Raw genomic sequence first — 14,738 nt, 5'->3', positions numbered from 1 at the left:
TATCGTGTCGCCGACCTCACGCGCGCCCCCGGGGCTTCGTCGGCAACTCGTCGTAGTCTCGAAACGCTATGCAACGCCTCCTCGTCGCGCTCCTCGCCGCCTTCGACGCCGCCATCGCCGCGGCGGTCGGTCTCGTCGTGCTGCTCGCGCCGCTGACGCTGCTGTGGACGCTCGCCTTCGGCATCACAGCCGACTGGGGCGCGCTCTGGCCGCTCACCGGGACGCTCTGGGAGCTCGGCCATGGGGTGCCTCTGGCGGTCACCATCCCGGACGAGCTCCTCGTCGCTCTCGCGATCCCGTCGGAGGCGGCATCGTTCGCGGTGTCGATCACACCGCTGGCGTTCCTGCTCTTCACGCTGCTCTTCGCCGCGCGCTCGGGGTCCAGGGCCGCGTCGGCCGGGGCCTGGCTGCTCGGATCGTTGTCGGGCACGGTGGTGTTCGCCGCGATCTCCACGGGCGTCGCGCTGACGGCGCGGCTGGAGGCCGTGCAGACCCCGCTCCTCCTCGCGATCGTCCTCCCTGCCGCCGTTTACCTCGTCGGTACGCTCTGCGGTGCCGTCCGCGTCGCATGGGAGGAGGGCGACGGCGGCATCCTCGACCGTCTCCACGACCGCATCGACGCCGGCGAGGACTGGGCGCCCGTGCCCGTCGCGATCGTGCGCGGCACGGCCTTCGCGCTGGTCGGCGTCGTCGGCGCGGCAGCCCTGGCGCTCGCCGTGATGACGCTGTTCCGGGGCGGCGAGGTCGTCGCCCTGTTCCAGTCCGCCCGCGTCGATGCGCTCGGTGCGACCGTGATGACCCTGGCGCAGCTCGTCTACCTGCCGACCCTCATCGTGTGGGCCGCATCCTGGCTCGCCGGTCCCGGCTTCGCCGTCGGAGCGGGAACCGCGGTGTCGCCCGCGGGCACGCAGCTGGGAGTCGTGCCCGGCATCCCCGTGTTCGGGCTGCTGCCCGAGAACAGCTCGATGTGGATGCTGATCGTCGTGCTCGTCCCGATCGCCGCCGGAGCTTTCGCAGGCTGGGCCGTTCGTTCCCGTCTCGTCTGGGAGGGCACGCCGCTGGGCATGATGCAGCGCGCCGCGATCGCGGTGGGGATCGCCGGCGTGAGCGCGGGAGTCTTCGGTCTCGCGGCCGTGCTGGCGAGCGGTTCGATGGGTCCCGGTCGACTGGCGGAGGTCGGCCCCTCGGCACCGGCGTTCATGCTCGCGCTGGGTCTGGAGGTCCTCGTGGGAGCGGCGATCCTGCTGCTCTCCCCGCGCCATCGCGATGAGTTGGCCGAGGAACGTACCGACCGCTGGATCGCCGAGATGACGGAGCTCGACCCGAGCCTCACGTCGGCCGGTGCACCCGCGGCCGGCGCGGTGCCGGGGATCCCCTTCTCCGACACGCAGACCTTCGACGACACGGCACCCCTGGACGATCTCCGCGGCTTCACACCGCCTCGAGTCGACCGCGACTGACACCCGCCGCGTATGTGCGGACGTCGGGCGGAACAGGTCGTCCCACCCCGGTAGACTGGGCGCGTGCTCACGGTCGCCGTTCTCATCTCGGGCACCGGCTCGAATCTTCGCGCCCTCCTCGAGGCCGCTCGTCATCCCGATTTCCCCGCCAGGTTGATCGTCGTCGGAGCCGACCGCGAAGCCGACGGGCTCGCTCACGCCGAGGAGTTCGGCATCCCCAGTTTCACGGTGCCGTGGCACGAGCACGACAGCCGCGAGGCGTGGGGCGAAGAGCTCGCGCGCCAGCTCGCCGTCTGGAACCCGGACCTCGTGGTCCTCAGCGGACTCATGCGTCTGCTGCCGCCGTCACTCGTCGCGCAGTACTCGCCGCGCCTCATCAACACCCATCCCGCATTCCTGCCCGAGTTCCCCGGTGCGCACGGTGTCCGCGATGCGCTCGCCTCCGGTGCGGCCGAGACCGGCGCCAGCGTCATCGTCGTCGACGACGGTGTCGACACCGGCCCGATCCTGGCCCAGGAACGAGTCCCGATCCTCGACGGCGACACCGAGCACAGCCTGCACGAGCGGATCAAGCCCGTCGAGCGCCGTCTGCTCATCGACGTCGTCCGCGCGATCGCCGACGGTGATCTCGCCCTCAGCCCTTCTTCCTGACCCCTCCACCCGACGCCCCCGCACGAAGGAGCCATCATGGCCGGCCCCCGCCACGACCCCACGCTCTACCGCGACCGCGACACCGTGCCGATCCGGCGCGCGCTCGTCTCGGTGAGCGACAAGACCGACCTGCTCGTCCTGGCCGCGGCTCTGGCAGATGCGGGTGTCGAGATCGTCTCGACCGGTTCGACGGCGTCGACCATCCGCGATGCGGGCTTCCCTGTCACAGACGTGGCCGCCGTCACGGGCGTCGCCGAGATGCTCGACGGACGCGTCAAGACGCTGCACCCCAAGATCCACGGCGGCCTTCTCGCCGACCTGCGCCTCGAGGACCATGAGCGCCAGCTCGCCGAGCTCGACATCACCCCCTTCGAACTGGTCGTCGTCAACCTCTACCCCTTCGTCGAGACCGTCGCCTCGGGCGCCGTCGGCGACGACGTGGTCGAGCAGATCGACATCGGCGGACCCGCGATGGTGCGTGCCGCAGCCAAGAACCACGCCAATGTGGCGATCGTCGTCTCGCCGCAGTCGTACCCCGGGATCATCGCAGCGCTCGCCCAGGGCGGCACCTCGGTCTCCCAGCGCCGCGAGCTCGCCGCCCGTGCCTTCGCACACACGGCGGCCTACGACACGGCGGTCGCCTCCTGGTTCGCCGAGGGCACGCTGCAGGACGACGGCGACCTCCCGACCCATCTCACGATCCAGGCCGAGCGCCTCGCCACTCTCCGCTACGGCGAGAACTCGCACCAGCGCGGCGCGATCTACACGCGCGCCGGCGGTCACGGCATCGCTCAGGCCAGGCAGCTGCAGGGCAAGGAGATGTCGTACAACAACTACGTCGACGCGGATGCCGCCCTGCGCGCCGCGTACGACATGATCAAGCCCGCCGTCGCGATCATCAAGCACGCCAACCCGTGCGGCATCGCGACCACCGCGCCGAACGCCCTCGACCCGATCGCCAGCGCCCACCTGCGCGCCCACGAGTGCGACCCGGTCTCGGCCTACGGCGGCGTGATCGCGGCGAACGGCACGGTGACGCTCAAGATGGCAGAGAACCTCAAGGACATCTTCACGGAGGTCATCGTCGCGCCGTCGTTCGAGCCGGCCGCGCTCGAGGTGTTCAAGGCGAAGAAGAACCTGCGTCTGCTGCAGCTGCCCGAGGACTGGCAGCAGGAGCGCATGGATGTGCGCCTCGTCTCCGGCGGACTGCTGCTGCAGGATGCCGACCGCTTCCCGGACGACATCGTCTCGGTCGCGAAGAACTGGGAGCTCGTCTCGGGAGAGCGTCCGAGCGACGAGGAGATGGAGAACCTCATCTTCGCCTGGAAGGCGTGCCGCGCGGTCAAGTCGAACGCGATCGTGCTCGCGAAGGACAACGCCACGGTGGGTGTCGGCATGGGCCAGGTCAACCGCGTCGACTCGTGCCGCCTCGCGGTCGAGCGTGCGGGGGAGCGCGCCGCCGGATCGGTCGCGTCGTCCGATGCCTTCTTCCCGTTCGCGGATGGGGCCCAGGTGCTGATCGACGCCGGAGTCACGGCGATCGTGCAGCCGGGTGGCTCGGTGCGCGACGAGGAGGTCGTGGACGCTGCGCGCAAGGCCGGCGTGACGATGTTCTTCACCGGGGAGCGTCACTTCTTCCACTGAGCGCTCGCCGTCATCGGGAGCGTGTTCCCGTCGCACGCCCGCGTGGCACCTATATACTGGGGCCTCACTGGGGCGATGGGGCGACAGTATGGAAGCACAGGCGCGTGCGACGTCGAGCGAAGGCATGTCGGCTGTGCCATGGCTGAGACCGACGTCCTATTGGATGCCGGCGCACTTCGTGGATTCGGCCTGGGTCACGCACGGTGCGTTCGCCGCCTGGCTCATCGACGTGCTGCGCCCGCGAGACGTGGTGGAACTGGGCACCCACAACGGCTTCTCGTGCTTCGCTTTCGCCGAGGCCGCGAAGAGGCTCGGGCATCCGCTCACCATCAACGCCCTGGACAGCTGGGAGGGCGATGACCACGCCGGCTTCTACGACGATTCCATCTACCAGTCCGTGCGCTCGATCGCGTCGCGCGACTACCCGTCGTCGGTCGAACTGTATCGCGGCTACTTCTCCGACACACGTCCGCGTTTCGCCGCGGCGTCCGTCGATCTCCTGCACATCGACGGACGCCACGGGTACGAGGACGCCCGCGAGGACTACGAGCAGTGGCGTGACACGGTTCGCGACGGAGGAGTGATCCTCTTCCACGACATCGCCGAACGACGCGACGACTTCGGCGTATGGCGCCTCTGGGAGGAGATCTCCGAACCAGGGCGCGTGTTCGCATTCGAGCACGGGCATGGGCTCGGTGTGCTCGCAGTGGGGGACATCCGGCACGAGCCGCTGCGCGCACTCTTCGAGGCGGAGACGTCGGTCGCCGACCGGATCCGCGTTGACTTCGAGCGTCTCGGCGAGATGATCGCCCAGGTCGCGCGCATCCCGCATCTGGAGGCGGAGGTCGCGTCCCTGCATGACGTCGTGGACATGCTGCAGACGGAGCGGGCGCGCCTGTCGGATGTGATCGTGGCGCGCGACGACGCACTCGCAGCGGTGCACCGCAGCGCGAGCTGGAAGGTGACGAAGCCGTTGCGCGCAGCCGGGCGGATGGTTCGACGAGGCCGCTGACGGGAGGGCCAGCCGCCTTACGACAGTCATGTCCGATTTCCGCCAGTCGACGTCGGCGGAGGGTGGCAGAGTGGGGGCATGACCTTCCCCGCGAACGGCTTCGACGAGCGCTACCGTGCGATCAGCGCACGCGACACCCGCTTCGACGGGCAGTTCGTGACGGCCGTGCGATCGACCGGGATCTATTGCCGTCCGAGCTGCCCTGCACGCACGCCGAAACCGCAGAACGTGACGTTCTATCCCACGAGCGCCGCCGCGCACGAGGCCGGGTATCGGGCATGCAAGCGGTGTCTGCCTGAAGCCGCGCCCGGTTCTCCGGCGTGGGACATCCGCGGCGACACCGCCGCGCGTGCGATGCGCCTGATCTCCGACGGCGTCGTCGAGCGCGAGGGCGTCCCGGGGTTGGCCGCGCGCCTGGGATACTCCAGCAGGCACCTCACGCGCCTGCTCAGCACCGAGCTCGGCGCGGGCCCTCTCGCGTTGGCGAGGGCGCATCGAGCGCACACCGCGCGGATGCTTCTCGTGGGCACCGACATGCCCATCTCCGACGTCGCCTTCTCCGCCGGTTTCGCCAGCATCCGCCAGTGCAACGACACGATCCGCGAGGTCTTCGCACTCACACCGGGTGAGCTCAGGGCACGTCGCCGGTCACACGCGTCGGCGGCACCCGGCGCGATCGACCTCGTGCTGCCGTACCGAGGACCGCTCGACGCGAGCGGCATCTTCGCCTGGATGGCCGCGCGCGCCGTCCCCGGGATCGAGGAGGTCACGGCGACGTCGTTCTCCCGACACCTGCGCATGTCGGGCGGTCCCGCCTGGTTCGAGGTGCGCCAGGACGAGACGGCGCGCCTGCATCTGCGCGCCCGCGTCGCGCGGCTGGGCGACCTGGCCCCGCTGGTGTCGACGGTGCGGCGCATCTTCGACCTCGATGCCGACCCGCTCGCGATCGAAGAGGCGCTCTGCGCGCACCCCGAGCTCGCGCCGCTCGTCGCCCGCACTCCGGGCATCCGCGTGCCGGGATCCGCCGATCCGCACGAGATGCTCGTCCGTGCCATGGTCGGGCAGCAGATCACCGTGGTCGCCGCCCGCACGGCGCTCATCGCCCTCGCCGAGGCTCTCGGGGAGCGCACCGACAGCGGCCTGCTGTTCCCGACCATGACGGCGATCGCCGAGCGCGGTGCCGAGGTGCTGCGTGGACCGGCCGCCCGTATCCGCGCCATCACGGGCGCCGCAGCCGCTCTCGCCGACGGGTCCCTGCGGCTGACGGTCGGCGACGACGGCACCGAGCAGCGTGCCGCACTGCTCGCGATGCCGGGTATCGGCCCCTGGACCGCCGACTACGTGCGCATGCGTGTGCTCGGCGATCCCGATGTGCTGCTGCCGGGTGACGTCGCACTGCGCGCCGGCGCGGCGGCGGCGGGCCTGCCCGGGGAGGCCCGAGCACTCACGGCGTGGTCCGAGCGCACCGCACCGTGGCGCAGCTACCTCAGCGCACACCTCTGGCGCGCCGCCCCGGTGCGCCCTGGCGCATCTCGGCGCGCATCCGCCGCCCACCCCGCCCCCACCGCCCACCCAGCCCCCACCGGCGACACCACGACGAAGGAGACCTCATGACCGCCATCCTCCAGACCATCGAGACCCCGGACGGCGCTTTCACGATCCTCGCCGACGACCGTCAGCGGGTGCTGGCCTCCGGCTGGACCTCCGACGTCGAGGTGATCCTCGGCCGGCTGTCCGCTGCGCATCGTCCCGAGGAGTTCCGCGAGGGAGAGACCGATGCCGCAGCCGCCGCACTCGCCTACTACGCGGGCGAACTCTCGGCCATCGACGCGGTCGCCGTGAAGCAGTCCGGAACCGCGCTCCAGCTCGCCGGCTGGTCGGCGCTTCGGGCGATCGAGCCGGGCGAGCCGCTGACCTACACGAGCTTCGCGACACAGCTCGACAACCCTCGGGCCGTGCGGGCGGCGGCGTCCATCTGCGCCCGCAACGCGCCCGCGCTGTTCGTGCCCTGCCATCGCGTGCTGCGTACCGACGGCGGCCTCGGCGGATTCGCCTGGGGTCTCGACGTCAAGGAGAGTCTGCTCGCGCGGGAGAGCGCCGGCGTTTGAGCCGCGGGCACCACGACGGGTTGTCGTCATGGTGCCCGTCGACGAAGCATCCGCACCGACGCGGCCGTAGGCTCATCCCGTGACCGCCAACGATGCACTCGTCCTCCACCGCCGTGCCGTCGTCGCCGACGCGCACAACGACCTGCTGTGCTCGGTGGCGACCCGCCCCTCGGATGAGTGGTCGGACTACTTCCGTACGCAGTGGCTCCCGCAGCTGCAGGAGGGCGGTGTGGACCTTCAGGTCCTGCCCGTGTTCATCGACGACGTGTACCGCCCGGAGGGGGCACTGCGTCGCACCTTGCGCATGATCGAAGCCGCCCACCGGCTGGCGGAGGGCAACGCGGACGCCGTCGGGCTGTGCCTGGACGGCGATGACATCGACCGCGTGATCGGCGAAGGGCGCATCGCGCTGGTGCTCGCCCTGGAGGGGATGCCCGGAATCGCCGACGACGTCGAGCTGCTGGAGACCGTGCATCGCCTCGGGATCCGGATCGGCGCGGTCGCGCACTTCGGACGCAGCGCCTTCGCCGACGGCAGCGGCGAAGACGCCGCGGGCAGCAGGCTCACCCGCACCGGAATCCGGGCGCTCGCGGAGATGGAGCGCGTCGGCATGATCTTCGACATCAGCCACCTCGGAGCGAGCGGAGTCGACCACGTGCTCGAGATCGCCACACGGCCCGTCATGGCCACGCATTCCTCGGCGCGTGCGCTGTTCGACCACCACCGCAACCTGACCGACGCGCAGATCGCCGGGGTCGCGGAGAGCGGGGGAGTCGTGTGCGTCAACTTCTTCGCGCCCTACCTGCACGAGAGCGCCTACACGATCGACACCCTGATCGACCACTTCGAGCGGGTGGTGTCGGTCGCGGGGATCGCGCACGTCGGGATGGGGTCGGACTTCGTCCGCGAGGTGCTCGCGGACACGACGGCCCCGTGTTGCGTGCAGACGACGATCGAGGGAGTCCCCGCCGACCGCTACCTCCCAGGACTCGATGGTCCGACCGGGCTTCCGCTCGTGACCGAGGCTCTGCTGCGCCGCGGCTGGCCGGAGGCGGACATCCTCGCCGTGCTGGGCGGCAACCTGCGACGCTTCCTCCGGTCGGAGCTCGCCGTCACCGCCGGCGCCTGAGCGTCACGAGGTCTCCTTTCTCGCGACCTCGACGATCGCGGCGCAGGAATCGGGAATGACTCTTGCTTTCAGCTGGTTCACAGCAATAGGCTGGTGGGCTGTCGCGCCAACCGGACGACATCGCCGAGCCCCTGAGGAGGACACCATGACCACGATCGCCATCGCGCGGATCGCAGCTCTCGGCTCGACCACGGCGCGCCCGCTCTCCTAGAGCCACCCCGCCCCTTCTTCGTCGGATGCCGGACTCTGTGAGTCCGCTCTCGCATCCGTCCCCTTCCGCACCCGCTGTCCATACGAAACTCGTCTGAGAGACATGTCTTCCTCGCCTTCCGCGCAGAACCCCTCGCCGTCATCGACCCTTTCCACTCCGGCCGCACTGTGGCGCCTGAAGCCCTTCGTGAAACCCGTCATCTGGCGGCTCGCCGGCGGTGCCGCCAGCGCGCTCATCGCCGCCGTCATCGCCCTGATGATCCCGATCGTTCTCGAGCAGATCATCAGCGGCCCGGTCTACTCCGGTGATCTCAGCGCCATCGTCTGGGGCGCCGTCGCCGTCTTCGCCCTCGCTCTCGGCGAGGCACTGATGGTCTGGCTGCGACGCCAGTTCGTGCTCAACCCCTCGACCGAGGTCGAGTACAAGATGCGCACCGAGCTGTACTCGCGCCTGCAGACCCTCCCGGTGTCGTTCCACGACAGGTGGGGCTCCGGTCAGCTGCTCAGCCGCATGATGCAGGACATCGGCCTCATCCGCCGCTGGCTCGCGTTCGGCCTCGTGCTGCTCGTGGTCAACATCCTCACGATCATCATCGGATCCGTGCTGCTGTTCCGGTGGCACTGGCTGCTGGGCGTGATCTTCCTGGTGACCGCGATCCCGCTGTGGATCCGCGGCTACCTGTTCGAGAAGCGCTACGGCGCCCTCACCCGTCGCAGCCAGGATCAGGCCGGTGACCTCGCCACCAGCGTGGAGGAGAGCGTGCACGGCATCCGCGTGCTCAAGGCGTTCGGGCGCGGCACGCACGCCCTCAGCCGCTTCAGCCGTCAGGCCGAGACTCTGCGCGAGACCGAGATGAGCAAGGCCGGCGCGATCGCGTCCATCTGGTTCTGGCTCGACCTCATGCCGCAGATCGCGTTCGGTCTGAGCCTGATGTCGGGCATCTGGCTGATCTCGGTGGGGCAGATCGACGAGGCGCAGCTGTTCGCGTTCTTCGCGATGGCGGTCGTGCTGCGCTGGCCCATCGAGTCGATCGGCTTCCTGTTCTCGTTCATGCTCGACGCCCGCACGGCGACCGACCGTGTGTTCGACATCTTCTCGGAGACCAACACCATCACCGACCCGGAGAACCCGGTGCACATCGGGAACCCCCGCGGAGAGCTCGCGTTCGAGAACGCGCACTTCCGCTACCAGGATGCGGGCGCCCACGAGCGCGATCTGCTCGACGGCATCGACCTGGTGCTGCGCCCCGGTGAGACCATGGCGCTGGTCGGACTCACCGGCAGCGGCAAGACCACGCTCACCACGCTGCCCACTCGTCTGTACGACGTGACCGGTGGCAGGGTCACGCTCGACGGCGTCGATGTGCGCGACCTTCCGCTCGCGGAACTCCGTCAGCACATCGCGATGGCGTTCGAGGACGCGACGCTGTTCTCGGCGACGGTCCGGGAGAACGTGCTCCTCGGCCGTGCCGAGCTCGATGTGCACAGCGAGGAGGGGGAGCGCGTGCTGCGCGAAGCCCTCGACGTCGCCCAGGCGTCGTTCGTCGATGCGCTGCCCGACGGCGTCGAGACGGTCATCGGCGAGGAGGGGCTCAGCCTCTCCGGCGGCCAGCGGCAGCGACTCGCCCTCGCTCGCGCGGTGGCGGCGAACCCGAAGGTTCTCGTCCTCGACGACCCGCTGTCGGCGCTCGACGTCGACACCGAGGCTCTCGTCGAGGAGGCCCTTCGCCACGTGCTCGCCGACACCACGGCCATGATCGTCGCGCACCGGCCATCGACCGTGGCGCTCGCCGACCGCGTGGCCCTGCTGGAAGCCGGTCGCGTGACGGCGGTGGGCACGCACTCCGAGCTGCTGAAGACGAGCCGGCACTACCGTCACGTCATCTCCAGCCTGGAGGCGGAGGAGGCGGCGCGGACCGGGGCGATCCCGGTGATCCGCGATGAACAGGCCGAGATCGACGAAGAGGTCCAGGAGGGCCTCGGGATGCGAGCCGCCGACGAAGACCCGATCACCGAGAAGGAGGTGCAGCGATGAGCTCCGCCATCACCGGAACCCAGAACGAGGACCGTTCCGAATACACCCGTGACGAGAGCAGGGAGATCCGTCGTCGGTCCCTCCGGTTGCTCGGATCCCTGGTCAGCCCTCTGAAGCCGCGGATCGTGCTGGCCGCCGCGGTGCTGGTCGTGTCGACCGCTCTGCAGGTCGCCGGCCCCATCCTCATCAGCATCGGCCTCGACCGCGCACTGCCTGCGGCCATCGAACGGGCCGACTGGATGCCGACCTTCATGATCGGCGGCATCTACCTGCTGGCGGGAGCGCTGGCCGCCGTCCTGATCGCCTGGTACGTGATCATCGCCGCCAAGCTCACCCAGGCGGTGTTGCTCGATCTGCGCAAGCGCATCTTCCTGCACACCCAGCGCCTCAGCCTGGAGTTCCACGAGTCGTACACGTCTGGCCGCATCATCTCGCGCCAGACGAGTGACCTCGACTCGATCAAGGAGCTCCTGGACGGCGGCCTGAACGAGCTCGTCTCCGGCGTGCTCTTCGGCCTGTTCACCTTCATCGCCCTGTGCGTATGGGACTGGCAGTCCGGACTCATCCTCGCGATCGGCGGAGTGCCGCTGTTCTTCCTGATGAAGTGGTTCTACTCGCGCTCGCAGCTCGTCTACCGCGAGTCGCGCGTGATCAGTGCCAAGGTGATCGTGCAGTTCGTCGAGACGATGACCGGCATCCGCGCCGTGAAGGCGTTCCGCAAGGAGCCCCGCAACGACAAGGCGTTCCAGGAGATCGCGGGCGAGTACCGCGATGTCAACCGTCGCTCGATGCTGCTGTTCGGCACGTTCGAGCCCGGACTCATGGGTGTGGCCGCGCTGGTGCTCGGCATCGTCGTGCTGTGGGGCGGCATCCGCGTCTCCGAGGGGGCGCTCACGGTCGGTGTGCTGCTGTCCGCCGTGCTGTACGTGCGCAACTTCTTCGCTCCGATGCAGGAGATCGCCATGTTCCTGAACTCCTACCAGTCGGCGACGGCCGCGCTGGAGAAGGTGTCGGGCGTGCTCGAAGAGGTGCCGACGGTTCCGGACCCCGAGAAGCCGGTCGACCTGTGGGAGTCGCGCGGACACATCGAGTTCGACGAGGTGACCTTCGGGTACAACGGCGAGAAGACGATCCTCCCGAACTTCTCGCTCGACATCCCGGCGGGGCAGACGATCGCCCTGGTGGGAACGACCGGTGCCGGCAAGTCGACGCTCGCCAAGCTCATCTCGCGCTTCTACGACCCCTCCGAAGGGCGGGTGACCCTCGACGGGGTCGATCTGCGCTCGCTGCACCCGAAGGATCTCCGTCGCGCGATCGTCATGGTCACGCAGGAGGCCTACCTGTTCAGTGGGACCGTCGCCGACAACATCGCACTCGGCAAGCCGGAGGCGACGCTCGACGAGATCAAGGCCGCGGCACGCGCCGTGGGGGCCGACGGCTTCATCTCGTCGCTGCCGGACGGCTACGGCACCGATGTGAACAAGCGCGGTGGGCGGGTCTCGGCCGGTCAGCGCCAGCTCATCTCCTTCGCCAGGGCGTTCCTCGCCGACCCTGCGGTGCTGATCCTCGACGAGGCCACGGCATCGTTGGACATCCCGTCGGAGCGTCTGATCCAGGATGCGCTGCAGACTCTTCTCAAGGACCGGACGGCGATCATCATCGCGCACCGACTGTCGACGGTCGCGATCGCCGACCGGGTGCTGGTGATGGAGCACGGCCGCATCATCGAGGACGACACCCCCGCCGCGCTCATCAGCGGCACCGGGAAGTTCGCGCAGCTGCACGCAGCCTGGCAGGAGACGCTCGTCTGACCACTCCCTCGACGACTGCGGCCATGCCCGACCTCGCCGGTGCGGCGGGGCCGCCATGGCCGCAGCGGTCGAGGGGTGGGCGAGCACCCGGGGGTGAGCGTCGAGCGCGGCGCGTGGGTAGCATCGAGGTATGGACCCGTTGCTGCTCGTCGCCGAGTGGTGGTGGATCGCGCCGACTGCGGTCGCCGCGGGGACGGTGGGTGTGATGGGAACACGTCGTCGCAACAGCACGGTCAGCGGACGCCGCCTTGCGGTCGACGCCGCGCGTCACGACCTCAGGGAGGCGCAGCTGGCTGCGGCCGAGCGACGCACCGCGTGGAAGATCGCGCGTGCCGACCTGGCTCGCGTCACCGCGGAGCGGGCCGCTCAGCGCGCGACCGCCGAACAGGTGGCGGGAGCGCGACGGATGCTCAAGGAGCGCGAGCGCGATGCGAAGGCCGCCTCGGCGGATGTGCGCGCGCGTCAGGTCCGCCTCAACGCCGCGAGAGCCGCGGTGCCCTCGGCATCGGAGCCTCGCCCCCTGGAGCGTCTGCACGCCGCGCATGAGGCCGTGACCGTCCGGTGGATGCGGTACGAGACCGACCCCGCCCTGCAGATCTCCTACCCGGCGATGACCGATGTGAAGCATCCGCAGACGGCGGCATACCTCCGCGCCGCAGGTCACGCGGCAGAGATGCGCCGCGCGGCAGCCGGGCGCATCACCCCGGCGGAGTTCGCCGCCTATCGCGATGCCGTCGCCGACCTGGAGCGCGCCTTCGAGGCGGCAGAGCACGCTGCCAAGGTGCAGGCAGGGGAGGCGCCGGAGGCGGCGGCGTGGCAGGACGCCGCGCAGGACATGCTCAACCGTTCGGCCGAAGCGATCGATCGGGCGGCCGGCGCTGCCGCTGCGGCGCTGTCGTCGTGGACGAGCCGTCGCAAGCCCGGCGGCAAGCCGGACGATCGCCCCTGACGCCCAGGCGCGCGACGGCGTGAGAGCGCTCCCCTCGAGCACTGTGAAGGGCGACGAGGTCTCGATGGGGGAGGGGATTCGAGACCCCGCCGCCCGGTCTAGGTGTGATGTCCAGGGACGTTGTTTCGGCGACACGGCCGTGAAGAGCTGAGAGGTGAGGGCCTCCGGTTGTGAAGTGGAGCTGTTGAGTTCAACCGCTTCAGGAACCAGGAGGCCCTCGTGTCCCACGCTAACGCTGCCCTGACCCCACGCGCCCGGCTTCGACTGGCGCGCCTGATCGTCGAGGATCACTGGCCGCCGCAGGTCGCGGCGAAGATGTTCATGGTCTCGCCCGTGACCGCCCGGAAGTGGGCGGCCAGGCTGCGCCTGGAGGGACCTGCTGGGATGGCTGATCGTTCGAGTCGCCCGCGATCGATGCCGACGAAGACCCCGCTGCCGCAGGTCAAGAAAATCGTGAAAGCGAGGTGGCGGCGGCGTCTCGGCGCGGTTCAGATCGCTGGCGAACTCGGTCTGCCCGCCTCGACCGTCCACGCGGTCCTGGTGCGCTGCCGCATCAACCGGCTCAGCCATATCGACAGGGTCAATGGGGAGCAAATCCGCCGCTACGAGCACGATCATCCCGGATCGCTGATCCACGTCGACGTCACGAAGTTCGGCAACATCCCCGACGGCGGCGGCTGGCGCTTCGTCGGCCGCGTCCAAGGCGAACGCAACCGAGAGGCCACCGCCACCCGCACCAAGAGCAGGAACCATCGTTACGAGCCGAGGCTCGGCACTGCGTTCGTGCACACCGTCATCGACGACCACTCCCGCGTCGCTTACGCCGAGATCTGCTCCGACGAGAAAGCGGACACCGCGATCGGTGTTCTCCGCCGAGCGGTGTCCTGGTTTGCCGACCGCGGTGTCACTGTCGAGCGCGTCCTCTCGGACAACGGCTCGGCCTACAAGTCTCACGCCTGGCGCGATGCCTGCATCGATCTTGGGATCACGGCGAAGAAGACCCGGCCTTACCGTCCACAAACGAATGGGAAGATCGAGCGCTTCCACCGCACCCTCGCCGACGGCTGGGCATACGCGAAGCTCTATCCCTCAGAGACTGAGCGCCGCAAAGCACTCCCGGGCTGGCTGCACTTCTACAATCATCACAGGCACCACTCCGCGATCGGAGCCCCGCCCATCAGCAGAATCGAAAACAACCTGCCTGGACATCACATCTAGGTCGTGACGCGGATCTCGGCGATGACCTCGCCGTAGGCGGTCTCGCCCACGGGAGTGAAGCCGACGCGGTGGAAGAAGGTCTCCGGCCCACCCTCGCCGGCCTCGTAGATCACGTTGACGTGGTCTACGCCGCGTTCGCGGGCTTCGTCGACGAGCGCCTCGACGGCGTACCGGCCGACACCGCGGCCCTGGTCGTCGGCGTCGACGTTGATGCGCCACAGCACGGAGCGGAAGTGCTCCTCCGGTGCTTCGGGGTCGAAGTTGGCACTCACGAAGCCGACGACCTCGTTACGATCCAGGATCACCCGCTGCCAGGAGGTCTGCGGGTTGATGACGGTCGCTGCGATCCCGTACGAGACCGGAGCGAGGAACTGCTCCTGTCCGGGCTTGAGCGACAGGTTGTTCACGGCGACGATCGTCGCAGCGGAGAGTTCGACCATGCGCAGTTCGGACATGGACCCAGGCTAACCCCTCCGGGCGCACCGGACACGTTTCAGGGGAACATTTCGCC

Annotated in this window: 12 protein-coding genes; 11 read left to right on the top strand and 1 reads right to left on the bottom strand. The window is 69.3% G+C overall.

What is annotated here, in order from left to right; translation table 11 throughout:
• Nucleotides 1–68 precede the first annotated feature (68 nt).
• The 11 genes from KY497_RS15775 to KY497_RS15725 all read left to right on the top strand — a co-directional run bounded on the left by KY497_RS15775 (nucleotide 69) and on the right by KY497_RS15725 (nucleotide 14,227).
• Nucleotides 69–1,460 carry a DUF6350 family protein gene (locus tag KY497_RS15775; RefSeq protein ID WP_219869479.1) on the top strand — a complete coding sequence of 464 codons (1,392 nt, stop codon included), beginning with the start codon at nucleotides 69–71 and terminating at the stop codon, nucleotides 1,458–1,460.
• A 63-nt stretch (nucleotides 1,461–1,523) separates the two neighbouring features.
• Entirely contained in the window at nucleotides 1,524–2,111 is a 588-nt protein-coding gene (gene purN / locus KY497_RS15770) for a phosphoribosylglycinamide formyltransferase (protein ID WP_219869478.1), read from the top strand.
• A gap of 36 nt (nucleotides 2,112–2,147) precedes the next feature.
• Nucleotides 2,148–3,755, top strand: coding sequence for a bifunctional phosphoribosylaminoimidazolecarboxamide formyltransferase/IMP cyclohydrolase (purH, locus tag KY497_RS15765; protein ID WP_055870512.1), 1,608 nt, complete (start codon nucleotides 2,148–2,150; stop codon nucleotides 3,753–3,755).
• Between the two features lie 124 nt (nucleotides 3,756–3,879).
• On the top strand, nucleotides 3,880–4,767 hold the full coding sequence (locus tag KY497_RS15760; RefSeq protein WP_258185758.1) for a class I SAM-dependent methyltransferase: 888 nt from the start codon (nucleotides 3,880–3,882) through the stop codon (nucleotides 4,765–4,767).
• 78 nt (nucleotides 4,768–4,845) lie between these two features.
• Nucleotides 4,846–6,381 carry a DNA-3-methyladenine glycosylase 2 family protein gene (locus tag KY497_RS15755; RefSeq protein ID WP_219869477.1) on the top strand — a complete coding sequence of 512 codons (1,536 nt, stop codon included), beginning with the start codon at nucleotides 4,846–4,848 and terminating at the stop codon, nucleotides 6,379–6,381.
• On the top strand, nucleotides 6,378–6,875 hold the full coding sequence (locus KY497_RS15750) for a methylated-DNA--[protein]-cysteine S-methyltransferase (protein WP_219869476.1): 498 nt from the start codon (nucleotides 6,378–6,380) through the stop codon (nucleotides 6,873–6,875). Before KY497_RS15755 ends, KY497_RS15750 begins: the two co-directional genes overlap by 4 nt.
• Nucleotides 6,876–6,954: 79 nt before the next feature.
• Nucleotides 6,955–8,004 (top strand): dipeptidase, encoded by a 1,050-nt coding sequence (locus tag KY497_RS15745; RefSeq protein WP_219869475.1) that lies wholly within the window; start codon nucleotides 6,955–6,957, stop codon nucleotides 8,002–8,004.
• Nucleotides 8,005–8,317: 313 nt separating this feature from the next.
• On the top strand, nucleotides 8,318–10,249 hold the full coding sequence (locus KY497_RS15740) for an ABC transporter ATP-binding protein (RefSeq protein WP_219869474.1): 1,932 nt from the start codon (nucleotides 8,318–8,320) through the stop codon (nucleotides 10,247–10,249).
• Nucleotides 10,246–12,060: an ABC transporter ATP-binding protein gene (locus KY497_RS15735; protein WP_055870527.1), complete on the top strand. Its 1,815-nt coding sequence runs from the start codon at nucleotides 10,246–10,248 to the stop codon at nucleotides 12,058–12,060. The genes KY497_RS15740 and KY497_RS15735 overlap by 4 nt, the downstream gene beginning before the upstream one ends.
• 130 nt (nucleotides 12,061–12,190) lie before the next feature.
• Nucleotides 12,191–13,009 (top strand): hypothetical protein, encoded by an 819-nt coding sequence (locus KY497_RS15730; protein WP_219869473.1) that lies wholly within the window; start codon nucleotides 12,191–12,193, stop codon nucleotides 13,007–13,009.
• Nucleotides 13,010–13,228: 219 nt separating this feature from the next.
• On the top strand, nucleotides 13,229–14,227 hold the full coding sequence (locus KY497_RS15725; protein WP_219869472.1) for an IS481 family transposase: 999 nt from the start codon (nucleotides 13,229–13,231) through the stop codon (nucleotides 14,225–14,227).
• Here KY497_RS15725 and KY497_RS15720 read toward each other — a convergent pair.
• Complete coding sequence (locus KY497_RS15720; RefSeq protein ID WP_141386349.1) at nucleotides 14,224–14,682, bottom strand: GNAT family N-acetyltransferase; 459 nt, start codon at nucleotides 14,680–14,682, stop codon at nucleotides 14,224–14,226. The genes KY497_RS15725 and KY497_RS15720 overlap by 4 nt on opposite strands.
• Nucleotides 14,683–14,738 lie beyond the last annotated feature (56 nt).

This window comes from Microbacterium sp. PAMC22086, assembly GCF_019443525.1.
Taxonomy (GTDB): Bacteria; Actinomycetota; Actinomycetes; order Actinomycetales; family Microbacteriaceae; genus Microbacterium; species Microbacterium maritypicum.
This window is presented reverse-complemented; position numbering and strand designations above follow the sequence as displayed.

Coding starts and splice junctions, on each gene's coding strand:
- KY497_RS15750 (WP_219869476.1), top strand. CDS start 6,378: ATGACCGCCATCCTCCAGACCATCGAGACCCCGGACGGCGCTTTCACG.
- purH (WP_055870512.1), top strand. CDS start 2,148: ATGGCCGGCCCCCGCCACGACCCCACGCTCTACCGCGACCGCGACACC.
- KY497_RS15760 (WP_258185758.1), top strand. CDS start 3,880: ATGTCGGCTGTGCCATGGCTGAGACCGACGTCCTATTGGATGCCGGCG.
- KY497_RS15720 (WP_141386349.1), bottom strand. CDS start 14,682: ATGTCCGAACTGCGCATGGTCGAACTCTCCGCTGCGACGATCGTCGCC.
- KY497_RS15775 (WP_219869479.1), top strand. CDS start 69: ATGCAACGCCTCCTCGTCGCGCTCCTCGCCGCCTTCGACGCCGCCATC.
- KY497_RS15755 (WP_219869477.1), top strand. CDS start 4,846: ATGACCTTCCCCGCGAACGGCTTCGACGAGCGCTACCGTGCGATCAGC.
- KY497_RS15730 (WP_219869473.1), top strand. CDS start 12,191: ATGGACCCGTTGCTGCTCGTCGCCGAGTGGTGGTGGATCGCGCCGACT.
- KY497_RS15740 (WP_219869474.1), top strand. CDS start 8,318: ATGTCTTCCTCGCCTTCCGCGCAGAACCCCTCGCCGTCATCGACCCTT.
- KY497_RS15735 (WP_055870527.1), top strand. CDS start 10,246: ATGAGCTCCGCCATCACCGGAACCCAGAACGAGGACCGTTCCGAATAC.